21 protein-coding genes are annotated in these 22,934 nt (G+C 64.6%); 9 read left to right on the forward strand and 12 right to left on the reverse strand.

Features of this window, described 5'->3' with window-relative positions:
• Window positions 1-67: 67 nt before the first annotated feature.
• From NKH89_RS29365 to hisS, 4 genes are all read right to left on the reverse strand, one after another.
• Window positions 68-1,834: an AMP-binding protein gene (locus NKH89_RS29365; RefSeq protein ID WP_352910822.1), complete on the reverse strand. Its 1,767-nt coding sequence runs from the start codon at window positions 1,832-1,834 to the stop codon at window positions 68-70.
• A gap of 495 nt (window positions 1,835-2,329) precedes the next feature.
• The gene (gene hisG / locus NKH89_RS29370) at window positions 2,330-3,031 is read right to left on the reverse strand and encodes an ATP phosphoribosyltransferase (protein ID WP_352910823.1); all 702 of its coding nucleotides are present in this window, start codon (window positions 3,029-3,031) and stop codon (window positions 2,330-2,332) included.
• Window positions 3,028-4,143 (reverse strand): ATP phosphoribosyltransferase regulatory subunit, encoded by a 1,116-nt coding sequence (locus NKH89_RS29375; RefSeq protein WP_352910825.1) that lies wholly within the window; start codon window positions 4,141-4,143, stop codon window positions 3,028-3,030. The genes hisG and NKH89_RS29375 overlap by 4 nt, the downstream gene beginning before the upstream one ends.
• 178 nt (window positions 4,144-4,321) lie before the next feature.
• Entirely contained in the window at window positions 4,322-5,884 is a 1,563-nt protein-coding gene (gene hisS / locus NKH89_RS29380) for a histidine--tRNA ligase (protein WP_352482351.1), read from the reverse strand.
• A gap of 355 nt (window positions 5,885-6,239) precedes the next feature.
• Between hisS and NKH89_RS29385 the strand changes: the two genes are divergently transcribed.
• Window positions 6,240-6,494 (forward strand): hypothetical protein, encoded by a 255-nt coding sequence (locus NKH89_RS29385; protein WP_352910826.1) that lies wholly within the window; start codon window positions 6,240-6,242, stop codon window positions 6,492-6,494.
• A gap of 4 nt (window positions 6,495-6,498) precedes the next feature.
• On the opposite strand, the gene NKH89_RS29390 is transcribed toward NKH89_RS29385, so the two are convergent.
• Window positions 6,499-7,134 carry a DNA-3-methyladenine glycosylase I gene (locus tag NKH89_RS29390; RefSeq protein WP_352716875.1) on the reverse strand — a complete coding sequence of 212 codons (636 nt, stop codon included), beginning with the start codon at window positions 7,132-7,134 and terminating at the stop codon, window positions 6,499-6,501.
• Between the two features lie 222 nt (window positions 7,135-7,356).
• Between NKH89_RS29390 and NKH89_RS29395 the strand changes: the two genes are divergently transcribed.
• Window positions 7,357-8,091 (forward strand): L,D-transpeptidase, encoded by a 735-nt coding sequence (locus NKH89_RS29395; RefSeq protein ID WP_352482354.1) that lies wholly within the window; start codon window positions 7,357-7,359, stop codon window positions 8,089-8,091.
• A gap of 274 nt (window positions 8,092-8,365) precedes the next feature.
• Window positions 8,366-9,286 (forward strand): bifunctional 5,10-methylenetetrahydrofolate dehydrogenase/5,10-methenyltetrahydrofolate cyclohydrolase, encoded by a 921-nt coding sequence (locus tag NKH89_RS29400; protein ID WP_023716475.1) that lies wholly within the window; start codon window positions 8,366-8,368, stop codon window positions 9,284-9,286.
• Between the two features lie 12 nt (window positions 9,287-9,298).
• Here NKH89_RS29400 and glcF read toward each other — a convergent pair whose 3' ends face one another.
• The 5 genes from glcF to NKH89_RS29425 form a co-directional block, all read right to left on the reverse strand.
• The gene (gene glcF, locus NKH89_RS29405; protein ID WP_352910827.1) at window positions 9,299-10,630 is read right to left on the reverse strand and encodes a glycolate oxidase subunit GlcF; all 1,332 of its coding nucleotides are present in this window, start codon (window positions 10,628-10,630) and stop codon (window positions 9,299-9,301) included.
• A gap of 68 nt (window positions 10,631-10,698) precedes the next feature.
• Window positions 10,699-11,082, reverse strand: coding sequence for a DUF4870 family protein (locus NKH89_RS29410; RefSeq protein WP_023716473.1), 384 nt, complete (start codon window positions 11,080-11,082; stop codon window positions 10,699-10,701).
• On the reverse strand, window positions 11,079-12,335 hold the full coding sequence (locus tag NKH89_RS29415) for an FAD-binding protein (RefSeq protein WP_352910829.1): 1,257 nt from the start codon (window positions 12,333-12,335) through the stop codon (window positions 11,079-11,081). The genes NKH89_RS29410 and NKH89_RS29415 overlap by 4 nt, the downstream gene beginning before the upstream one ends.
• Before the next feature lie 222 nt (window positions 12,336-12,557).
• A complete protein-coding gene (locus NKH89_RS29420) occupies window positions 12,558-14,054 on the reverse strand; it encodes an FAD-linked oxidase C-terminal domain-containing protein (RefSeq protein WP_352493848.1) in 1,497 nt (498 codons plus the stop codon).
• Window positions 14,055-14,192: 138 nt separating this feature from the next.
• Window positions 14,193-15,476 (reverse strand): DUF3422 family protein, encoded by a 1,284-nt coding sequence (locus NKH89_RS29425; protein WP_023716470.1) that lies wholly within the window; start codon window positions 15,474-15,476, stop codon window positions 14,193-14,195.
• 364 nt (window positions 15,477-15,840) lie between these two features.
• On the opposite strand from NKH89_RS29425, the gene NKH89_RS29430 reads away from it, so the two are divergent.
• The 3 genes from NKH89_RS29430 to NKH89_RS29440 are packed head-to-tail and all read left to right on the forward strand — an operon-like array spanning window position 15,841 to window position 18,645.
• Window positions 15,841-16,644 (forward strand): FadR/GntR family transcriptional regulator, encoded by an 804-nt coding sequence (locus tag NKH89_RS29430; protein WP_352482361.1) that lies wholly within the window; start codon window positions 15,841-15,843, stop codon window positions 16,642-16,644.
• 55 nt (window positions 16,645-16,699) lie between these two features.
• On the forward strand, window positions 16,700-17,836 hold the full coding sequence (locus tag NKH89_RS29435) for an alpha-hydroxy acid oxidase (protein ID WP_023716468.1): 1,137 nt from the start codon (window positions 16,700-16,702) through the stop codon (window positions 17,834-17,836).
• 38 nt (window positions 17,837-17,874) lie between these two features.
• Window positions 17,875-18,645 (forward strand): metallophosphoesterase family protein, encoded by a 771-nt coding sequence (locus NKH89_RS29440; RefSeq protein ID WP_352910848.1) that lies wholly within the window; start codon window positions 17,875-17,877, stop codon window positions 18,643-18,645.
• A 28-nt stretch (window positions 18,646-18,673) separates the two neighbouring features.
• Here NKH89_RS29440 and NKH89_RS29445 read toward each other — a convergent pair whose 3' ends face one another.
• Together NKH89_RS29445 and NKH89_RS29450 are read right to left on the reverse strand one after the other, a co-directional pair.
• A complete protein-coding gene (locus NKH89_RS29445) occupies window positions 18,674-18,814 on the reverse strand; it encodes a hypothetical protein (RefSeq protein WP_023716466.1) in 141 nt (46 codons plus the stop codon).
• Window positions 18,815-19,105: 291 nt separating this feature from the next.
• Window positions 19,106-19,804: a type 1 glutamine amidotransferase gene (locus NKH89_RS29450; protein ID WP_023716464.1), complete on the reverse strand. Its 699-nt coding sequence runs from the start codon at window positions 19,802-19,804 to the stop codon at window positions 19,106-19,108.
• 74 nt (window positions 19,805-19,878) lie between these two features.
• Here NKH89_RS29450 and NKH89_RS29455 point away from each other — a divergent pair, with 74 nt between their 5' ends.
• The 3 genes from NKH89_RS29455 to NKH89_RS29465 all read left to right on the forward strand — a co-directional run bounded on the left by NKH89_RS29455 (window position 19,879) and on the right by NKH89_RS29465 (window position 22,886).
• Window positions 19,879-20,541 carry a hypothetical protein gene (locus NKH89_RS29455; protein ID WP_352547826.1) on the forward strand — a complete coding sequence of 221 codons (663 nt, stop codon included), beginning with the start codon at window positions 19,879-19,881 and terminating at the stop codon, window positions 20,539-20,541.
• Between the two features lie 32 nt (window positions 20,542-20,573).
• Window positions 20,574-21,308 (forward strand): 16S rRNA (uracil(1498)-N(3))-methyltransferase, encoded by a 735-nt coding sequence (locus NKH89_RS29460; RefSeq protein WP_352791199.1) that lies wholly within the window; start codon window positions 20,574-20,576, stop codon window positions 21,306-21,308.
• A 204-nt stretch (window positions 21,309-21,512) separates the two neighbouring features.
• Window positions 21,513-22,886 (forward strand): glutamate--cysteine ligase, encoded by a 1,374-nt coding sequence (locus NKH89_RS29465; protein WP_352791181.1) that lies wholly within the window; start codon window positions 21,513-21,515, stop codon window positions 22,884-22,886.
• Window positions 22,887-22,934 lie beyond the last annotated feature (48 nt).

The following is a 22,934-nucleotide window of genomic DNA, read 5'->3' on the forward strand; positions in this document are numbered from 1 at the left end:
AGCCGTGTTGCAGGTCCCTTCTGGGCAAACCCCTTCTGCGAACCCTGCGAAAGCCTGAAGCGCGCGCTCAAGCCGTCTTCTGCGTCACCAATCCCAGTTCATCGATCATCGCCTGGCGCATCAGGAATTTCTGCGGCTTGCCGGTCACCGTCATCGGCAATTCGGTGCGGAAGCGGATGTAGCGCGGGATCTTGAAGTGGGCGATCTGGCCGGCGCAGAAGGCCTTGATCTCCTGCTCGGTGGTGATCTGGCCGGGCTTCAGCACGATCCAGGCGCACAGCTCCTCGCCGTATTTCGGGTCGGGAATGCCGAATACCTGCACCTCCTTGATCTTGGGGTGGCGATAGAGGAACTCCTCGACCTCGCGCGGATAGACGTTCTCGCCGCCGCGGATGACCATGTCCTTGACCCGGCCGACGATGTTGCAATAGCCCTCGGCATCGATGGTGGCGAGGTCGCCGGTGTGCATCCAGCCGTCGGCGTCGATGGCCTCGCGGGTCTTCTGCTCGTCGTCCCAATAGCCCTTCATCACGGAACAGCCGCGCGTGCAGAGCTCGCCCGGCGCGCCGACGGCGACGGTGGCGCCTTCGGCGTCGATGGCCTTGACCTCGACATGCGGATGGACGCGGCCGACGGTCGAGACGCGCTTTTCCAAGGGATCGTCGACGCTGCTCTGGAACGACACCGGGCTGGTCTCGGTCATGCCGTAGGCGATGGTCACCTCGGCCATATGCATCAGCGACACCACCTTCTTCATCACCTCGATCGGGCATGGCGAGCCGGCCATGATGCCGGTGCGCAGGCTGGTGAGATCGAAGGAGGCGAACTCCGGATGGTCGAGCAGGCCGACGAACATCGTCGGCACGCCGTAGAGCGCGGTGCAGCGTTCCGTTGCCACTGCCTTCAGCGTGGCGCCGGCATCGAACCCTTCACTGGGGAAAACCATGGTCGCGCCCTTGGTGACACAGCCCATCGTGCCCATCGACATGCCGAAGCAATGGTAGAGCGGCACCGGGATGCACAGCAGGTCGTCGACGGTAAGCCGGATCGCCGAAGTGACGAAATTGCCGTTGTTGACGATGTTGTTGTGAGTCAGCGTCGCGCCCTTGGGCGCGCCTGTCGTGCCGCTGGTGAACTGGATGTTGATGGCGTCATCCGGTTTCAGCCCGTCGGAGATGCGGTCGAGCTTGTCATGCTCGTCGCGCCCGGCCATCGCCAACACGTCGGCGAAATTGAACATGCCCGGCGAACTCTCCTCGTCCATGCGGATGACGGTCTTCAGCGCCGGCAGTCTGTTGGCTTCGAGCTTGCCGGGGGTGGCCCTGGCGATCTCCGGCGCCAGCGTCTCGATCATGCCGAGATAGTCGGAACTCCTGAACTTGGCGGCGGTGACCAGCGCCTTGCAGCCGACCCTGTTCAAGGCATATTCCAGCTCGACCAGCCGGTAGGCCGGGTTGATGTTGACCAGGATCAGGCCGATGCGGGCGGTGGCGAATTGCGTCACCAGCCATTCCCAGCGGTTCGGCGACCAGATGCCCACGCGGTCGCCTTTCTCGAGGCCGAGCACCAGGAAGCCGGCGGCGAGCGCATCGACCGTGTCCGACAGTTCCTCCCAGGTAAAGCGCTTGTCCTGCTCGACGAAGACGGCGGCATCGAGCGTGCCGTATCTGCCGACCGTATCGGCAAACAGCGCCGGGATCGTCAGGTTGAGCAGCGGCACGCTGCGCTCGCCCGAGACATGCGCCGTGCCGTCGACCGGTGCAATGAACGAGCCGCCCTCGCGCTTGCCGCGCAGGCTGGTGGCATTCTTCAACTCGTCGAGATTGATCGGCATCGCCGTGTCCTCCGCAGACAGGCCGAGCCTATCAGCCCGGCGGGGTGGTGGAAATCCCGCTGATGGTAGGGCTGGGGTGAGAACTCGCCTGTCAGGGCCGAAAATAAAAAACCCGCCACGGAGGGCGGGTCTTCGGGGCCAATTGGCACCATAGCGAGATTAGTAGCATAGCTGCCGGCACAAAGCAAGAACAAAATTGCTGTACGTCAGGAATTCGCTTCAGGTCGTTGCCGCGGCTAGACCGCTGGATCCAACGTTAGTGGTTGGCAAAGGCCGAGGCGATATCCGATCTCCCCCCTTGCGGGGGAGATGCCCGGCAGGGCAGAGGGGGGTGCGAAGGATCGCCAAGTTCGACTTCAGCACCCCCAACCGGGAACGGATGAGGCTCCGATTGGCTGACAGGTCGGCGGGACAGCACCCCCTCTGGCCTGCCGGCCATCTCCCCCGCAAGGAGGGAGATTGGCAGCTTGGCCGACGGCGCCTGCTCCGCAATCGTCAACCCGAGTTCACCGACGCCATCCTGGCCGCGACATCGCGCAACACCGCCTCGTCGGCCGGAGCGCGCATCTTCCGCGACGCGACGAGACAGGCCTGCGAGCGCAGGATGAGCCCGTCGGCGAGCACCTTCAGATGGTTGGCGCGCAAGGTCGCGCCTGACGTGGTGATGTCGACGACGATGTCGGCCAATCCGGCCGCCGGCGCGCCTTCGGTGGCGCCGAGGCTTTCGACGATGCGGTAGACCTGGATGCCGTGCTTTTGCGAAAAGAACTGCTGGGTCAGGCGCCAGTATTTGGTGGCGATCCTGAGCCGCCGGCCGTGGCGCTGGCGGAAATCGGCGGCGACGTCGTCGAGGTCGGCCATGGTGTCGACGTCGAGCCAGATGTCGGGCACGGCGACGACGACATCGGCATTGCCGAAACCGAGGCGGGCGATGATTTCGGCGCGCGCCTCGCAGTCGGCAAGGTTTTCGCGCAGCAGGTCCTCGCCGGTGATGCCGAGATCGACCGAGCCCTGGCCGATTTCGCCGGCGATTTCGGAGGCCGACAGGAACGCTATCTCGACGCCGTCCAGGCCATCGATGCGGGCGCGGTATTTGCGCTCGTCACCCGGCAGGCTGACGGCAAGCCCGGCCTTGGCCAGCACCTCCAGCGCCTGCTCCTTGAGCCGGCCCTTCGACGGCAGCGCCAGCGTGATCATGGCGCCGTCTCCCGCAGCGCTTCGATGCGGTCCAGCCAGACGGAAAAACCGACGCCGGGGATCGGCGTCTTGGCGCCGAGCAGCGTCAGCAGCCGGTCGTAGCGGCCGCCGCCGGCCAGTGGCCGGTCGCCATCCTGCGCCGCGATCTCGAAGACCAGGCCAGTGTAATAATCGAGCGGCCGGCCGAAGGCGGCATCGTAGCTGATTTCAGACATCGGCAGACCGAGGCTTTCGATTGCCGCGGCGCGGGCGGCAAAATTCTCCAGCGCAGTTCCCAGCGAAAGCCCGGCATCGGCGGCAAAACTTGCGAGCGCCCCGGCGGCGCTATCTAGCGGCACGTCGATCGCCAGGAAACCCTTCAAAGCCGCAAATGCCTCGTTCGACAGCCGGACGCTGCGCAATTCGGCCTTCTCGATCAGGCGCCGGGCAATTTCGGACGGCGAACGCCCGGCCGTTGCCGACAGGCCGGCCTGTTCCATGCCGCCGGCGATATGCGCCGAAAGAGCCTCCAGATCGCCGTCGAGGACAAGCGCTGCCACCGCGCCGGCGAGCTGGCTGTTGCGGGGTGGATTGGCGAGGTCGGCAAGAGCGGCCTCCAGCATCGGCGCCGAGCCGAAGGCGCGGGCCAGCCGCATGCGCCAGCCGCGCGGCAGGCCAAGCGCTGCCAGCACCGCCTCGAAAATGGTCTGGTCGCCAAGCGTCACCGCCAGCTCCCGTCCGGGCAGCACCAGCGTAAGCAGCGCATGCGCATCGGCCAGCGAACGCGCATCGGCGGCGGCCGTGTCGCGGTCGCCGAGGTCCTCGATGCCGGCCTGGAAGAATTCGTTGCCGCCCTCGCGGCGCTGGCGAAACACCTCGCCGAGATAGGAATAGCGGCGCGGCGTGCCGGCCTGGCTGGCAATGTGGTCGAGGCAGACCGGAATGGTGAATTCCGGCCGCAGGCAAAGCGTCTGTCCGGTCTCGCTCTCGGTGAGAAAGATGCGGCGCCGCAAATCCTCGCCGGCCATGTCGAGGAACGGGTCGGCCGGCTGCAGCACAGCGACCTCGACCGCATGGGTGTTGCGCGCGGCGAATAGGCTGGCGATGTCGGATGCGATGGCAGGGGAGGTCATGGGGATGTGGGGCGCGAGGCACCCCCCTCTGGCCTGCCGGCCATCTCCCCCTCAAGGGGGGAGATTGGATATCGCGCCTGCTTTCGCCAATCTCCAGCGTTGGAAAGAAGACGGTGAGGCTGAAGCTGCCAATCTCCCCCCTTGAGGGGGAGATGGCCGGCAGGCCAGAGGGGGGTGCTCACGCGCCACCTTTCGCCCGGTCGGCCGCCTGCGCCGCCAGTATCTTCCTCACCTCGGCAACCAGCCCACTTTCCGCCACGGTCACCTGCGCCGGCCGTGCGGCGCGCCATTCGGCGTTGTCGGCGATCTCGGCCGACATCTTGGCGCCTTCGATCAGGTCCTTGATCTGCAGCTCGCCCTTGGCGCGCTCGTCGCCGCCCTGGATGATGGCGACCGGGCTGCCGCGGCGGTCGGCATATTTCAGCTGCGCCTTCATGCCGGCGCCGCCGAGATACATTTCGGAGCGGATGCCGGCGGCACGCAGCTCGGCCACCATCTTCTGGTAGCGGCCGAGGCTTTCCGTATCCTTGTCCATGGTCAGCACGACGACCGGTGCGATCACGTCAGACGTGTCGAGCTTGCCGAGGTTCTTCAGCGCCGTCATCAGGCGGGAGACGCCGATGGAAAAGCCGGTTGCCGGCACCGGCTCGCCACGGAAACGCGAGATCAGCCCGTCATAGCGGCCACCGCCACCGACCGAACCGAAGCGGACGATCTGGCCGTCCTCATTGGGGATCTCGGCCAGCAGCTCGGCCTCGTAGACCGGGCCGGTGTAATATTCGAGGCCGCGGACGACGGAGGGGTCGATGCGGATACGGTCTTCACCGTAGCCGCTTTGTGCGACCATGGTTCTTATCTGTTCCAGCTCTGCAAGGCCCTCGACAAACGACGCATTCGTTATGCCCAGATGTTCGAGTTTCCTTTCCTCGACAAGATTGCTGAGTCCGGGGTTGATGGATCCCAGTGTCTGGACAATTTTTTCGGGATCGTGCTGCGCCATGACTGTGAAATAGCTGATCACAACGTCGATTTGTGCGTTATCCAGCCCGGCACCTTTGGTGAAATCACCGCTCTCGTCCTTGCGCCCTGCACCCAAAAGCAGGCGCACGCCCTCGACGCCCAACTTGTCCAGCTTGTCGATCGCGCGCAGCACCTGCAGCCGGCGGCCGGCATTCTCCTCGCCGCCAAGGCCGATCGCCTCCAGCACGCCGTCGAGCACCTTGCGATTGTTGACGCGGATGACGTAGTCGCCGCGCTTGATGCCGAGCGCCTCCATCACATCGGCCATCATCATCGCCATCTCGGCGTCGGCGGCGACGCCCGGCGTGCCGACCGTGTCGGCATCGAACTGCATGAACTGGCGAAAACGGCCGGGACCGGGCTTCTCGTTGCGGAACACCCAGCCGGAGCGATAGCTGCGATAGGGCTTCGGCAGGCGCTCGAAATTTTCGGCGACAAAGCGCGCCATTGGCGCGGTCAGGTCGTAGCGCAGCGACAGCCACTGGTCGTCGTCGTCCTGGAACGAGAACACGCCCTCGTTCGGCCGGTCCTGGTCGGGCAGGAATTTGCCGAGCGCATCGGTGTATTCGATCAGCGGCTGGTCGACCGGCTCGAAACCGTAAAGCTCAAAGACCGAGCGGATCGTCGCCATCATCTTCTCGACGGCGCGCAGATCGTCGGCGCCGCGGTCGACAAAGCCGCGCGGCAGCCGCGCTTTCATCTTTTCGGATTTGTCGGCCATGGGATGGGTACTCGGTGTTTCGTGGCGCTCCGGGGATCGGTTAAAATAACCGATTTCCACGGCGCGGGTGTCCTAACCGATGCAGCCGGGAGCGGCAAGGGTTTGCGCTTCTTCCTTCTCTCCTTGTGGGAGAAGGTGGCCGAGCGAAGCTCGGTCGGATGAGGGGTGTTCCAGGGAACGCCTGCGCCTCATTTCTTCCAACACCCCTCAACCGTCTCGGCGCTGCGCGCCGATCCACCTTCTCCCACAAGGGGAGAAGGCAAGAAAAAGAAGCTGAAACAATTGCGCCATGCGCGCGGCATCGTGCCGACACAATCCGGGCCGATAAGCGCGCCGAAACAAGGGGTTCGGGGCCATGGCCACGCTACAGAAGTTCGACATCATCGATAGCGGCGCATGCGACGCCCCGGTCCGGCTGCGGCCGGCCGATGGTTATGGGCCAAAAACGACGAAGCAAATCGCCGGACTGTTCGAGATCGCGGCGCAACAGCGCAGCGGGCCGACCATGCGCGACGTGCTGATGACCGGCCTGCTGGTGATCTATCCGGTGTTCGCCGCGCTGGCGGCCATCCTGGCCGGGTTTTTCCTGGCCGGCGCCGGCGGCGCCTGAGCCGCTATTTCGGCCGCCTGAACGCTTTCCGCTCCGCCTCGACCGGTTCCCGGCAGACGCAGCCCTCGAGATGGTCGTTGACCAGCCCCATCGCCTGCATGAAAGCGTAGACGGTGGTCGGGCCGACAAAGCTCCAGCCGCGCTTCTTCAGCTCCTTCGAAATGCGGACCGAAACGGCCGTCGTCGGATTGGCGCGCAGATGGGCGAGGTCGACGATCTCGGGCCGCTCGTCCGGGCCGGGCTCGAACTTCCAGAACCAGGCGGCCAGCGAGCCGGCCTCGTCGATGAGTTCGCGGGCGCGTTTGGCGTTGTTGATGGTCGAAACGATCTTGCCGCGGTGACGGATGATGCCGGCATTGCCGAGCAGGCGCTCGACATCGGCGTCGGTGAAGGCGGCGATCTTGTCGACATCGAAGCCGGCGAAGGCCTCGCGGAAATTGTCGCGCTTGCGCAATATGGTCAGCCAGGACAGGCCCGACTGAAAGCCTTCGAGGCAGATCTTTTCGAACAGCCGGCGATCGTCGGCGACCGGCCGGCCCCATTCGTGGTCGTGGTAGTGCAGATAATCCGGCAGGTTGCCGTGCCAGAAGCAGCGGGCGATGCCGTCGGGACCAGCAAGCAGACCTGTCTTTTCGTCCATGGCGGAATTCCGTTCGTGTCTTGGCGTTAACGCGTTTTGAAGCGGCCTTTACCGCGGCTTTACCAGATTCCTGAACCGGGCGGTAACCACACCAAAAGGTTTACTGACAGACAGGCATTTTACGCATTCCGATTCATGTTTCGGTTGCCGCTTCGCGCCCAATGTCGCGGAAATCGGGGAGGCTTTGCGCCCCGGCATGTTCGACGATCAAGGTGCGATCCGATGAAGATATTCTTGTTCCCACTGTTCGGCGCCGCGGCCGTGCTTGCCGTCGGTGCCGCCAATGCCAACGACCGCTATGCCGAGAGGCCGCCGGTGGTGGTCAGCCCCGACCTTTCGGCGCCCTGGGTGCTGCAGCTCGGCCATGCGCCGGGCATCGTGCGGCAGAGCCGGCAGGAAGCGCAGCCGCTACGGCGCTACCGGCGGCAAGCTGAACCCGATCAGTTGCGCACCGCAGCGGTGCAGGCGCCGGCCAAACGCATGGTGATGCGGCCGCAGATCGATCCCGTCTATTTGCCGCAGGAAGTCGCCTATGACGGCCCGCAGAAGCCGGGCACGATCGTCATCGATACGAGAGAGAATTTCCTCTATCTGGTCGAGAAGAACGGCAAGGCGCGGCGCTACGGCGTCGGCACCGGCAAGCCGGGCTTCGAATGGTCCGGCACTCACAAGATCACCAACAAGCGGGTCTGGCCGGACTGGCGGCCGCCGGCGGTGATGATCGCCCGCGAAGCCGCAAAGGGCCGTTATCTGCCAACCTATCTCGCCGGCGGCATGGAAAACCCGCTCGGCGCACGCGCGCTCTATCTCGGCTCGACCGAATACCGCATCCACGGCACCAACCAGCCCTGGACCATCGGCGGCGCGGTGTCGTCGGGCTGCATCCGCATGCGCAACGAGGATGTGGTCGATCTTTACGAACGCGTGAATATCGGAACAACGGTGGTGGTGATATAGTTGCCGCGACGAATCATCTGGTCTAGAAAGACATTAGCTTTGGCTTTCTGAGGCCAGATGAATAAACAACGGGGGACGGGCCGTGTGGGGATGCGGCCAGTCACGAAAGGGCAGCGCGGCAAGCCGTGCTGCCCTTTTTGTTTCCGCCAGCGAGAATTGACGAAGATTTCGCCGGCACGTCGCGCGACAGGCATAGCGGTTCGCTTTTCGCGCTGCCTTTTCGCCGTCCCTTTGCTATGTGGCAGCCAAAATTCCAGACAAAGGCCCTATCTCGATGTCCCTCTCCGATGACAGCCGCTATCTCAAGGGCGGCCCGGTTGCCCAACGCATCATCGCCAGCGTGCGCGAGGACGCGGCGATCGCCACCGCCGAAGGCTTTCCGCCCAAGCTGGTGTCGATCACCGTCGGCGACACAGCGGCGGTCGACATCTATGTCCGCAACCAGCGCGCCAAGGCGGGGCTGGCCGGAATCGGCTTCGAGGAGAGGCGCTTTCGCGCCGACATCACTGCCGGCGAACTCGAAGCTGCGATCCACGGCCTCAACGCCGACCCGCGCGTCACCGGCATCATCATCCAGCGACCGGTGCCGGTGCATATCCCGATCAAGACGCTGCAGGCGGCGGTGCATCCACTCAAGGACGTCGAGGGCATGCATCCGGCGTCGATCGGCAACATCGTCTACAACCAGCTCGACCTGGCGCCCTGCACTGCCGCTGCCTCGGTCGAACTGCTCAGGGAAACCGGCCTCGACCTCAAGGGGCTCGAAGTGGTGGTCGTCGGCCACTCCGAGATTGTCGGCAAGCCGATCGCCTTCCTTTTGATGAGCGAAGGCGCGACGGTAACCGTCTGCCATCACATGACGCGCTCGGTGGCGGCACATGCACGCCGCGCCGACGCGCTGTTCGTGGCCGTCGGCAAGCCGCGGCTGATCAAGGCCGACATGGTCAAGCCGGGCGCCGCCGTGATTGATATCGGCATCAATTCGGAAATCGGACCGGACGGCGAAAGCCGCATCGTCGGCGACGTCGATGCCGAGAGCGTCAGGCACGTCGCGTCGTGGATCACGCCGGTGCCGGGCGGCGTCGGCCCGATCACCGTGGCGATCCTGCTGCGCAACACGATGGTGGCGCTCAGCCGCCAGCGCGCCCGCTACCAGGCAACCTACGGCACGGCGGACAGACTGGCGGCGGAGTAGGCGACTGGCGGATCACTCGGCCGCGACAACCACCCTGTCTTCGCGAACGCCTTCGGGCTTCGGCCCACCATAGGCCCAGTCGAGCAGCTTTATCGTATGCACCACCGGCAGCTTGGCGGCGGAGGCGATCTGGGTGATGCAGCCGATGTTGCCGGTGGCGACGATTTCAGCGCCGGTCGCCTCGATATTCCTGACCTTGCGGTCGCGCAGCGTCGCCGAAATCCCGGGCTGCAGGATGTTGTAGGTGCCGGCAGAACCGCAGCAGAGATGCCCTTCGCGCGGCTCGCGCACGACGAACCCGGCCCGGACCAGAAGCTCCTTCGGCTGGCGGGTGATCTTCTGGCCATGCTGCATCGAGCAGGCCGAGTGATAGGCGACGATAGTGCCCGGTCTACGCACCGGTTCCGGCAGGTCGAGACTCCCGAGATATTCGGTGATGTCCTTGGCCAGCGCCGACACGCGCGCCGCCTTGTCGGCGTAGGCAGGATCGAGGCGCAGGATGAAGCCATAATCCTTGATGGTGGTGCCGCAGCCGGATGCGGTGATGACGATGCCATCGAGCCCACCCTGCTCGATGGCGCGCGTCCAGGCGTCGACGTTCCGTCGGGCCGACGCCAAGGCAGCGTCCTCGCGTCCCATGTGATGCACCAGCGCGCCGCAGCAGCCCTCGCCCTCGGGCACGACGACCTCGACGCCAAGCCGGGTCAGCAGCGAAATCGCCGTATCGTTGATGCCGGGATCGAGCACGGATTGCGCGCAGCCGGCGAGGATGGCGACGCGGCCATTTTTCTTGCCGCCCTGCCCTGCATGGACGCCCGGCGAGGCCATCGGCGAGACTGCCGGGACCGACGCCGGTGCGAGCTTGAGCATGGCGCCCAGCGGCCTCAAGGCCTGGATTTTCTCAAACAGGCCGGCGAATGGCTGGCCGAGCTTCGCCAGCTTGAGCGCTGCGCGAAAGCGCGAGGGATAAGGCAGCACGAACGCCAGCATGGCGCGTGTCAGGCGATCGGCCAGCGGACGCTTGTAGGTCTGCTCGATATGGGCGCGGGCATGGTCGACCAGATGCATATAGTTGACACCCGACGGGCAGGTGGTCATGCAGGCGAGGCAGGACAGGCAGCGGTCGATATGGGTGACGATCTCCTTGTCTGCGGGACGGCCGTTCTCCAGCATGTCCTTGATCAGGTAAATCCGGCCGCGCGGCGAATCCAGTTCGTTGCCGAGCGTCACATAAGTCGGGCAGGTGGCGGTGCAGAAGCCGCAATGCACGCATTTGCGCAGGATCTTTTCCGATTCCGCGACATGCGGATCGGCAAGCTGGGCAAGCGAGAAGGAGGTCTGCACGTAAACGAATCCTTACCGTTTGAGCATGATCTTTTCCCAAAACCGGTATCCGCTTTTTGGGATCATGCTCATAGTCCGAGGAACCAGCTTTCCGGGTTCTTGACCGCCTCGCCGCGCTGCAGCGCCTGCAGGCCGAGAATGCAGCGGGCAATGAACCAGACGGCGACAGCGACCATCAGCACGACGCCGACGACCACGACCATCAGCAGCGCCGAGATCAGTGCATAGAGCAGGCCGATCCAGAAGGTGCGGATCAGGAATGCGTAATGGCTTTCAACGAAGCCGCCGGCCTTGCCGCGGTTGATATAGGCCAGGACGATGCCGACAATGCCGCTGACGCCGATAACGAGGCCGGCGAGATAGAGGATATAGATGACCAGCGCGTTGGTCGGACCGGGCTCCAGCCAGCGGTCGGTCTGGCGTGACGTACCGTTTTGGCCTGCATCGCTCATTGCGCTCCTCCCTCGGTTGCTGGGGCGAGAGTAGCAGAGCCTGCGCCCGGCGCCATACGCCCGGGATTGAGGATATTCTTCGGGTCGAATTCGGCCTTCAGCCGCGCCGACAGTGCTGCAAGAGGCGGCGCTTGCGGTTCGAACACGGGTATCGCCGCGCGATGCGCAGGGGTTGCGCGAGCCAGCGTGGCATGGCCGCCGCCATGCTTTCTGATCAGCCCGCGCAACAGGCCGGCCTCTGGATCGTCCTGCTGCATGCGCAGCCAGATCAGCCCGCCCTGCCAATCGTAGAAGGCATCGACCGCGGCCTGCATGCGCAGCGCCAGCACCATAAGGTGGCCCTGCGACGGCGCCATCGAGACGCGCCACACCGGCCTTTCGCTGCCGTCGGCGAATGGCGCGCAATCGCGGATGTCACGCCAGGCCGAATACGAGACCGAACCGGAAATCTCCTGCAGCGGACCGGCGTTTTTCAGCAGGTCTTTCAGCGCGGCGATGCGGTAGGCGACCGACGGGCCGAAACCCTCGATGCGCAGCAGCGTCGCCGCATCGCTGCCGAGACTGCCGCCGGCGACCCGCGCGGCGACCCGTTCAGGAAGATGGGCCGCACTCGACACCTCCGCGCTGGAACCCAGTGCCAGCGCCATGGCGGCGGTGGCATGATCGTCGAGCAGGCCACGGATGGCGAGCGTGACTTCGGTCTCGGCAGCGGGAAGCACCTTGAAGGTGACGTCGGTGAACACCGCCAGCGTGCCCCAGCTGTTGGCCATCAGCTTGGACAGATCATAGCCGGTGACATTCTTGACCACACGGCCGCCCGACTTGAAGGCCTCGCCACGGCCGGAAACGGCCGCGATGCCAAGGATGTGATCGCGCGCAGCCCCGGCCTTCAGCCGCCGCGGGCCGGAAAGGTTCGCGGCCAGCACGCCGCCGATCGTGCCTCGTCCTGGTTCACCGCCGAGCAGCGGGCCGTAGTCCATCGGCTCGAAGGCCAGTTGCTGGCCGTTTTCGGCAAGCAGGCTTTCGATCGCGGCCAGCGGCGTGCCGGCTTTCGCCGACAGCACCAGTTCGGCCGGCTCATAGAGCGTGACGCCGGACAGGTTCGACAGGTCGAGCGTATGCTCGCTCTGCTGCGGCCGGCCGATGCCGCGCTTGGAACCATGGCCGAGGATCTCGAGCGGCGAGTCTTCCGCTGCGGCCCAGGCGATGGTGGAGAGGGTTTCCGCTGATGTGGTCGGGGTGAAGGTGGTCATGCGGCAGAACCACCAGTCGTAAATGACGAGAAGCCGCGATCCTTCCCACCCCCCTCTGTCCTGCCGGACATCTCCCCCGCAAGGGGGGAGATCGAATGTCGCTTAGGCTTTCGCCAACCATCAACGCTTGAAGGCGAGCAGGACGTTGAAGCAGCCAATCTCCCCCCTTGCGGGGGAGATGTCCGGCAGGACAGAGGGGGGTGTCCAAGCGCCAACATACCCTCAAAACCTCGGAATGTCCGGAAATGCCAGCTGCCCGCGATGCACGTGCATCCGCCCGAGCTCCGCGCATCGCCTCAGCTGCGGAAATACCTTGCCCGGGTTGAGCAGGTGATTGGGGTCGAAGGCGCATTTGACGCGCATCTGCTGGTCGAGATCGATCTGGTTGAACATTTCCGGCATCAGGTCGCGCTTCTCGACGCCGACCCCGTGCTCACCGGTCAGCACGCCGCCGACCTTGACGCAGAGCCGCAATATGTCGGCGCCGAAACTCTCCGCCTTGTCGAGCTCGCCCGGCACGTTGGCGTCGTAGAGGATCAGCGGATGCAGATTGCCGTCGCCGGCGTGGAAGACATTTGCGACGCCGAGCCCGTATTTCTCCGACAGTTCGCGCATGCCGGCGAGGACGCGCGGCAATTCCTTGCGCGGGATGGTGCCGTCCATGCAGTAATAGTCGGGCGAGATGCGGCCGACCGCCGGGAAGGCTGCCTTGCGGCCGGCCCAGAAACTCAGCCGCTCCTGCTCCGATTGCGAAATGCGGCATGTGGTCGAGCCGTTCCTATAGGCAATGGCTTCGACCAGGCCGATCAGATGGTCGACCTCGACACCCGGCCCGTCCAGCTCGACGATCAGCAGCGCCTCGACATCCAGGGGATAGCCGGCCTGGACGAAATCCTCGGCGGCGTGGATGGCCGGGCGGTCCATCATCTCCATGCCGCCCGGGATGATGCCGGCGCCGATGATGTCGGCGACACATTGGCCGGCTTGCTCGCTGGTCGGGAAGCCGATCAGCAGGGCACGCGCCGTCTCGGGCTTCTTCAAAATGCGGACGGTGACCTCGGTGACGACACCGAGCAATCCTTCGGAGCCGGTCATCACGCCGAGCAGGTCGTAGCCTTCCGCGTCGAGATGGCTGCCGCCGAGGCGCACCACCTCGCCATTCATCAGCACCATCTCGATACCAAGCACATTATTGGCGGTGAGACCGTATTTTAGGCAGTGCACGCCGCCGGAATTTTCCGCGACATTGCCGCCGATCGAGCAGGCGATCTGGGAGGATGGATCGGGGGCGTAATAGAAGCCCTCCTGCTCGACGGCGGTGGTGATGCCGAGATTGGTGACGCCGGGCTGAGCGACGACGATGCGGTTCTGGAAATCGATCTCGAGGATGCGGTTGAAGCGGCTCATCACCAGCAGCACCGCGTCTTCCAGCGGCAGCGCGCCGCCGGAGAGCGAGGTGCCGGAGCCGCGCGGCACGACGCGGATATTGCGGTCACTGCAATATTTCAGCACGCGCGAGACCTGCGCCACGGTTTGCGGCAGCACCACGACCAGCGGCAATTGCCGGTAGGCGGTGAGCCCATCGCTCTCGAAGGCGCGCATCGCATTGGCTGCGTCGACGACGCCCTCGCCCGGCACGATGATGCGCATATCGGCGACGATCTCATCGCGCCGGCGCAGCGTGGCGTCGTCTGGTTTCGGCATCGCAAGACCGGACATCGACAGCCTCCTTCGACCGACTGGTAAAAATCTTTTACCAGCGACGGCTATCGGTTGCAAATGCCGCTTTGGCCGGGATCGCGGGCCTATGGCCGGGACAGCCTTTCGCAGCGGCAATCTGCCGCTGCGCGCCCCACACTACTCGCCCGGCTGCTTGCCCGGTTCGGAGTGCATGCGGCGGACACGGCGCACGCCCCACCAGACGAGCAGGACGGCGAGCGGCACCGAGGCGGCGGTGACCATTTCCGGCGCAAAGGCATGGCCGAAGATCGAGGCGCCCTTGGCGACGTAGCCGATGAGGCCGACGACATAGTAGGAAACGGCGGCGACCGAGAGTCCCTCCACCGTCTGCTGCAGGCGCAATTGCAGGCGGGCGCGATTGTTCATCGATGCCAAGAGATCGCGGTTCTGCTTCTCGACCTCGACGTCGACCCAGGTGCGCAGCAGCGTGGTGGCGCGGGTCAGCTTGCGCGACAGATTGGCCTGGCGCTCCTCGACCGAACGGCAGGTGCGCATGGCCGGGGCGACGCGCCGCTGCAGGAACCCGCCCCAGGTGTCGTAGCCGGGCACGGCTTCTTCCTCGAGCGCCTCCAGCCGCTCGCCGACGATGCCGTCATAGGCACGGCTGGCGCCGAACCGGTAGAGGCTGGAGGCGGCATCCGCCTCCAGTTCGGCGGCAAGTTCGGTCAGGTCGGCCAGCAAGGTCTGGCTGTCGCGGGTTTCGGCGACCTTCATTTCCAGCGTGGTCTGGGCCAGCCTGTCCTCGATGCGGCGGGCACGCCCCGAAAGCATCAGCGCCAGCGGCAGCCCAAGCATGGCCAGCGTGCGGTAGGTCTCGATATCGATCAGCCGCTGCGACAGCGCCCCGGTGCGCGCCGGTGTCAGCCCGCGATCGAGCACCAGCATGCGGGTCAAGCCGTCGCCATCCTGGCGGAAATCGGTGACGATGGCCGCGTTGCCGCGCTCGACCAGCGAATAGCACAGGCTGGTCGGGTCGAAGCCGGCGATCAGCCGCTCGTTCGCCGGTGTCCATTTGCGGATTTCGAGCCTGATGCCGGAAATCACCGTGCCCGGCGGCGAAAACCCGTTGCCGAAGGGGGTATCTTCTTGCCCCCTGCCGTTTTCGGCGAGCGGCCCTTCCCAGAGATAGGTCGAGAACTCCGTGTGCCGTTCCCAGCGCAGCGAGCCCTTGCCCCACTTCATCGCGTGATGGCGGGCATGGCGGTCGGGCGCGGCAATACCAAGGCGCTGCGACAGTTCCGAAAGCACTGCCAGATCGACGCTCGATCCGCCTTCGGTCATGAAGGAAAGCTGCACCAGCACGCGCGGCTTTTCGACCAGCGGATGCGGTCGGGCGTGGACCTCGCCGAGCGCGCCGGGCCGACCTTCGTGCGCCGGAAAGCCCATGACGCTGCCGCCCATGGCTTTGGCGCGCAGCTGGAATTCGAGATTGGACGGGTCGGCGTCTGGCACGGCTGGTCCCCCGGGCTTCTCTGAGCCCTTTGGCAATGATGTCCCTCTAGAGCGGTTTTATCGTTTCACGGAAACGCCGAACCGCTCTATCCCTTTGATTCTGCGCAATTCCGGACGGAAAACCGTTTCACACTTTTCCTGGAATTGCTCTAGAGGCAATCGCCAGGGGACGCAAACAGCCAGTTTAGCAGAAGGTGATATGAAGCCGCGGCTGTGAAACCGACCCGGCCGGGCGAATTGGATAAATAATTTGACCAGTTGGCGACGCTGGCTTTATCTTGCGCGACATCGGTTCAACCCCCAGGCACCCCGTTTGAGCGACATTTTCTCCCGGATCGAGCATTCGCGCACCGCCGACGAGGTGGTGCAGCAGATCGAGAGCCTGATCCTCGAAGGCGTGCTGCGCACCGGCGACCGGCTGCCGGGCGAGCGCGAGCTGGCGCGCCAGTTCGAGGTGTCGCGGCCGATCCTGCGCGATGCCTTGAAAGCCTTGGAAGGGCGCGGGCTATTGACGACACGGCCAGGCGGCGGCACCCATGTCGCCGACGTCATCGGCCAGCTGTTCACGAAGCCGGTGGCCGACCTGATCTCGATGCATCGCAAGGCGGTGACCGACTATCTGGAGTACCGCCGCGAGATCGAGGCGGTGGCGGCGGAATATGCGGCGCGGCGCGCCACATCGGACGATCTGGCGCTGCTCGACCGCATCATGGCACGGATGGACGAGGCGCACCGGACCGGCAATTTCGACGACGAGGCGGAAATCGACGTTGAGTTCCATCACGCGATCTGCGAATGCGCGCACAACATCATCCTGCTGCACACGCTGCGCGCCTGTTACCGGCTGCTGTCGGAAGGCGTGTTCCAGAACCGGCGGCTGGTGTTCAGCGTGCCGGGTGCGCGCGAGGCGCTGCTTTCGCAGCACCGGGCAATCTACACCGCGGTCAAGGCCGGCGATCCGGCCGCGGCGCGGCAGGCGGCGATGGACCACATCTCCTATGTCGAACGGTCGATGGCCGAGGCCGAGCGCAGCGGCGACTGGCAGCGCGTGTCGCGGCTGAGGCTCAGGCAGCGCTCCGAGCCCGGTGATGGCGAGCCGGCAAGAAAACAGCCGTAGGCCGCGGCCAGAAAATTCAACGACGAACCAGCGAAGAACCAGCGGAAAAAGATCCATGAGCAGCATCCTCACCATCGCCGACCTCAAGGACCTGGCGCGCCGCCGTGTGCCGAAGATGTTCTTCGACTACGCCGATTCCGGCGCCTGGACCGAAAGCACCTACCGAGCCAACGAAGAGGATTTCCAAAAGATCAAGTTCCGCCAGCGCGTGCTGGTCGACATGGACAACCGCTCGCTGGAATCGACCATGATCGGCGAGAAGGTGGCGATGCCGGTGGCGCTGGCGCCGACCGGCATGACCGGCATGCAGCATCCGGACGGCGAGATGCTGGCGGCGCAGGCGGCGGAAGAATTCGGCGTGCCGTTCACGCTGTCTACGATGAGCATCTGCTCGATCGAGGATGTCGCGTCGGTGACCAGGAAGCCGTTCTGGTTCCAGCTCTATGTGCTGCGCGACAAGGATTTCGTCTTCGATTTGATCGACCGGGCAAAGGCGGCGAAATGTTCGGCGCTGGTGCTGACGCTCGACCTGCAGATCCTGGGCCAGCGCCACAAGGATATCCGCAACGGGCTTTCGGCGCCGCCGCGGATGACGCCGAAGCACCTCTGGCAGATGGCGACAAGGCCGCGCTGGTGCGTCGGCATGGCCGGGACCAAGCGCCGGAGCTTCCGCAACATCGTCGGCCATGCCAAGGGCGTCGGCGACCTCGCCTCGCTTTCGTCGTGGACGAAGGAGCAGTTCGATCCGCATCTGTCGTGGAAGGACGTCGCCTGGATCAAGGAGCGCTGGGGCGGCAAGCTGATCCTGAAAGGCATTCTCGACAAGGAAGATGCGATGATGGCGGCCAGGTCGGGTGCCGATGCGATCATCGTTTCCAACCATGGCGGCCGCCAGCTCGACGGCGCCTCGTCATCGATCATGGCGCTCGAAGAGATCGCCGATGCCGTCGGCGACACGATCGAGGTGCATATGGACGGCGGCATCCGTTCCGGCCAGGACGTGCTCAAAGCACTGTGCCTCGGCGCCAAGGGCACCTATATCGGCCGGCCTTTCCTGTACGGCCTCGGCGCACTCGGCAAGGAAGGGGTTACCAAGGCGCTGGAAATCATCCGCAAGGAGATGGACATAACGCTGGCACTGTGCGGAAAGCGTCTGGTCACCGACATGGGCAAGGATCAGCTTCGGCGCTAAAGTCCCGTGACAGCATGATCACGGAGGCGACGCAGGCATTGACGGAGCCCGGCATCAATTTTTACGAGGCGCGCGGACCGCAAGGCATGCGCCTTTATGCGATCGGCGATGTGCACGGCCGGCTCGACCTGCTGGCCGCCATGCACCGGCGGATCGAGGCGGAGCTCGGTCAAAGGCCGTCGGCCGATTGGCGCGTGATCCATCTCGGCGACTATGTCGACCGCGGCCCGGACTCCAAAGGCGTCATCGATTTCCTGATCGACGCGCAAAAACGCGATCCGCGTCACCTGATGCTGGCCGGGAATCATGATCTCGGCTTTCTCGATTTTCTCGATGTCCCCGATCCGGACGGGCTGTTCATGCGCTATGGCGGCATCCAGACGGCGCTGTCGTATGGTGTGTCACTCGGTGGGAGCAGCGCCTGGTTTGGCCGCGCCGATGCGGCATTGCGGCAAGGGCACGCCGCACTGGTCGAGGCGGTGCCGCAGAACCATGTCGAATTCCTGCGCTCGCTGCCCTTTTCAGTGACGTTCGGCGATTTCTTCTTCTGCCATGCCGGCATCCGGCCCGGCATTGCGCTGGAAAGCCAGAGCCCGCAGGACCTGATCTGGATCCGCGAGGTCTTCCACGATCACACCGGTCTTCATCCCAAGATCGTGGTGCACGGCCATACGCCGGTGCCCAAGCCCGAGATCACAGGCAACCGCGTCAATGTCGACACCCTCGCCTGGCAGTCGGGAAACCTCACCGCGCTCGTCGTGGACGGCGCGGACAAGCATATCCTGACAGTCACGGGTGAGCGGGCTTAGGGAAGGCGTGGGGTTATGAGCAGAGGGTCTAGCGAAGCGCGGCGGTGACGCCGTAGCCGTCGACGGCATTGTGGTTGTTGGCTGCGTCGGCGGAATAAATGCCGAGGCCGCACAAGACAATGGCCGACAACATGGCAAAGGACAAAAAGGCTGCTTTCACGGACGTCATCTCTTGTTGAGCTTCCTGCATCTATGCACGAGCGGGTTACCAATGCGTTGAAACGCAAAATTCGTCGCAAATGTCTGACGGTTTCGCGCTTCTAGGCATGTTCTGTATCGGCGGTGTGTCGCGCGGGTCACAGGATAGGTTCATCGCGGTTGCACGGAAGATGCAGAGCGGCGCCTTTTAGGCTAGCGGATTGACACAGGCCAAGGATGAAACGCGTTATCCCCGGCGGATTTGGCGCCGCGTGCCAAATATGCAACGTCGCCAAATAGGCAACGTTGGCTGTATGAGTCGTCAGATCGTCGCCACCCAGGCGCGGGCGATGGCCAGGCCGGCGGCATCGGCTTGCGGTCCGTTGCGGGCCATTTCATCGTCGAGCCGACCTGCCCATTCAGGATGCCGCTCGGCAATCAGCGGTGCGAAGGAGGTGCTCCAGTCGCGAACCATCGGCCGGTCGGCCTCGAAATGGAACTGGAAGCCATAGACGGCGCGGCCGATGCGGAACGCCTGGTTCTCGGCGACGGCGTTGCCGGCCAGCCGCACGGCCCTCTCAGGCAAGACAAAGGTGTCGTCGTGCCATTCGAAGATCGGGAATTTTTCGGGCAAGGCGGCGAGCACCGGATCGGCGTTCGCGGCCGCGGTGAGCGCTACCTCGTGCCAGCCGAACTCCGAGGCACCGCCGATCTGGTTCTCGCCGCCAAAGGCGCGCGCGACCAACTGGCCGCCAAGGCAGATGCCGAGCACCGCGCGATCCCTCTCGGCAAAATCGCGCGTCAGGTCGAGCAGGCCCGGAAAATAAGGACAGAGCTCGTCGTCCAGTGCATTCTGGGCGCCGCCGAGCACCACCATGGCGTCATGCCCGCCGCTATCTTGCGGCAGCGCGTCGCCGCGATAGGGCCGGCGCAGATCGATATCGGCGCCGGCCTCGACAAGCGCCGCGCCGATCTGGCCAAGGCCCTCATTGTCGAAGTTCTGGACGACCAAGACCCGCATCGAAACCTGCTGACATGAAATAGATGCAGCGAGGGATATCATGGCGCCAGCATTGCAGCCAACAGGGAACGCCTATGCCACTGCAAAACCGGGTCGATCCGTTCGGCGCCATCCATGCCGTGCCGGAGCGCGGCCTGTTCATGGGCAATCGCGGCATCATTCACGACGCCGAGACGAGAACGCTGTTGAAGAAGCGCTGGGCGCTGCAAGCCTGGATCATCTGCGTCTGCGAATTCCGCAATGTGCGGCGCGAGCCGATGGGTCGCAACCGGCAAAGCGACGACCAATTGGGCGGCAAGGCCGGCTGGACCGAACTGTTTTTCCTCGACGAGGTGACGGCGCTGGCGGCCGGGCACCGGCCGTGCTTTTTCTGCCGGCGCGAGCGAGCCAGGGATTTTGTCCAGCGCTTCGGCGACGCCTTCGGCATTGCCGAGCCGCGCGCGCCGCAACTCGACAAGCGCCTGCACAAGGAGCGCCTGGCATCGGGCGGACCGGCGCCGAGACTGGAACCGGAGGCGCTTGCGGACTTGCCGGACGGCATGATGATCTCGTCAGGAAACAGGGCGTACGCCCTGTTTGACGGCGCCGCGCTGTCCTGGAGTTTCGGCGGCTATCGCGAACCGGTGGGGTTCGGCGGTTTTACCGACGGTCCAATCCACATGCTCACGCCGGCGACAACTGTTTCGGTGCTGCAGCAAGGCTACGAGCCTGTCTGGCATCCTTCCGCCGAGGCTTGACGCCGAGGGTGACGTTGCCGCATTCCTCGGCGATGCGCGCCAATTACAAGATGCAGCGGCTGTTCGTGCCGGACGAGCTTGGACCGGATACCGAGTTCGAGGTCGGCCCGCAGCAGAGCCATTATCTCTCCCATGTGCTGCGGCTCGGCGAAGGCGCCGAGGTTCTGGTGTTCAACGGCCGCGACGGCGAATGGTCGGCGGCGATCGCCGCGAAATCGAAGAAGGCGTTGCGCCTGAAGGTGCTGGAATTGCAGCGGCCGCAGCCGCCACTGCCCGATCTCGTCTATTGCTTCGCGCCGCTGAAGCAAGGACGGCTCGACTACCTCGTGCAAAAGGCGGTGGAGATGGGCGCTGGCACCCTGCAGCCGGTCATCACCCAGCATACGCAAGTGGCAAGACCCGGCATCGAGCGCCTGCGCGCCAATGTCGTCGAGGCGGCCGAACAATGCGGCATATTGGCGGTACCGGATGTGCGCGAAGCGGAAAAATTCGAGCGCCTGCTCGGCAACTGGGATCGTGAGCGGCGGCTGATCTTCTGCGACGAGGATGCCGCCACCAACAATCCCCTGCCGGCATTGCAGGCGGTGCGGGAGAACAAGCTCGCGCTGCTGGTCGGGCCGGAGGGCGGCTTTTCCGACGAGGAACGCGGGATGCTGAGAGCGCTGCCCTTCGTTACCGCCATTCCGCTCGGGCCGCGCATCCTGCGAGCGGATACGGCGGCGGTGGCGGCACTGGCGCTGATCCAGGCGACAATCGGCGATTGGTGATCAATTCCCGTTACCCTCTGGCTCAGGATTTTTCGCTTGATCGGCTACTGACATTTCGTCCATCTAGCGCCGGCGGTCGTCCGGCCGCTCTGCAGCGCAGCGCGTCCTTTCGGGCGCGCAAAGGACGCTGTAGCATATTGATTGGGCACATGATCCTTTCCGAAAATCGAAGCCGATTTTCGGGGTCATGTGCGGAGGGCTGTTATGGCGCGCGATACTACCGATTTCCGGCCGATAGAAAGCGTCGACGAACTCGTCGAGCATCTGGCCGAAGGCAACAAGCCGCGCGACAAATGGCGGATCGGCACCGAGCACGAGAAATTCCCGTTCTACATCGACGGCAATGCGCCGGTGCCCTATGGCGGCGAGCGCGGTATCCGCGCCATCCTCGAAGGCATGCAGGACAAACTCGGCTGGGACCCGATCATGGATGCCGGCCGCATCATCGGCCTGGTCGAGCCGACCGGCCAGGGCGCGATCTCGCTGGAGCCCGGCGGCCAGTTCGAGCTGTCCGGCGCGCCGCTGGAGACGATCCACCAGACCTGCCGCGAAGGCAATGCGCATCTGGCGCAGGTACGCGAGATCGCCGAACCGATGGGCATTCGTTTTCTCGGCCTTGGCGGCAGCCCGAAATGGTCGCTGGCCGAGACGCCGAAAATGCCGAAATCGCGTTACGAGATCATGACCCGCTACATGCCCAAGGTCGGTACCAAGGGCCTCGACATGATGTACCGGACCTGCACCATCCAGGTGAACCTCGACTTCGAGAGCGAAGCCGACATGCGCCGCAAGATGCAGGTGTCGCTGAAATTGCAGCCACTGTCGACGGCGCTGTTTGCCAACTCGCCCTTCACCGAAAGTCGGCCGAACGGCCTGCAGAGCTGGCGCGGCGAGATCTGGCGCGACACCGACAACCGGCGCTCCGGCCTGCTCGAATTCTGCTTCTCGCCCGATTTCGGCTTTGCCGATTATGTCGAATGGGCGCTCGACGTGCCGATGTATTTCGTCATCCGCGACGGCCAGTACCATGACATGACGCACATCACCTTCCGCCAGTTCATGGCAGGTGCTGCCCATAACGAACTGCCGGACGGGCTGCCGACGATGGGCGACTGGGCGAACCATCTGTCGACGCTGTTCCCGGACGTGCGGCTGAAGCGCTTTCTCGAAATGCGCGGCGCCGATGGCGGGCCGTGGCGGCGCATCTGCGCGCTGCCGGCCTTCTGGGTCGGGCTGCTCTACGATGCGGCTGCGCTCGACGCGGCCGAGGCGCTGACTTCGAGCTGGAGTTATGACGAAGTGCTGGCAATGCGCAACGCAGTGCCGGAACAGGGCATTTCAGCGCCCTTCCGCAACACGACGTTGCGCGAGATCGCCCGCGACGTGCTCGTCATCTCGCGCATGGGACTGAAGAACCGCGGCCGCAAGAACCGCGACGGCTATGACGAGACCTCGTTCCTCAACACGCTCGACGAGGTCGTCGCGCGCGGCACGACCAGCGCCGAAGAGATGCTGTCGGCCTACCACACACGCTGGGGCGGCTCGATCGAGCCGGTGTTCATGGAATACGCGTATTAACGCTTCGCTATCCGCATGAGCCACGGTCCGGCAAATTCGCTTCAATCA

Source organism: Mesorhizobium sp. M0923 (assembly GCF_040319365.1).
Taxonomy (GTDB): domain Bacteria; phylum Pseudomonadota; class Alphaproteobacteria; order Rhizobiales; family Rhizobiaceae; genus Mesorhizobium.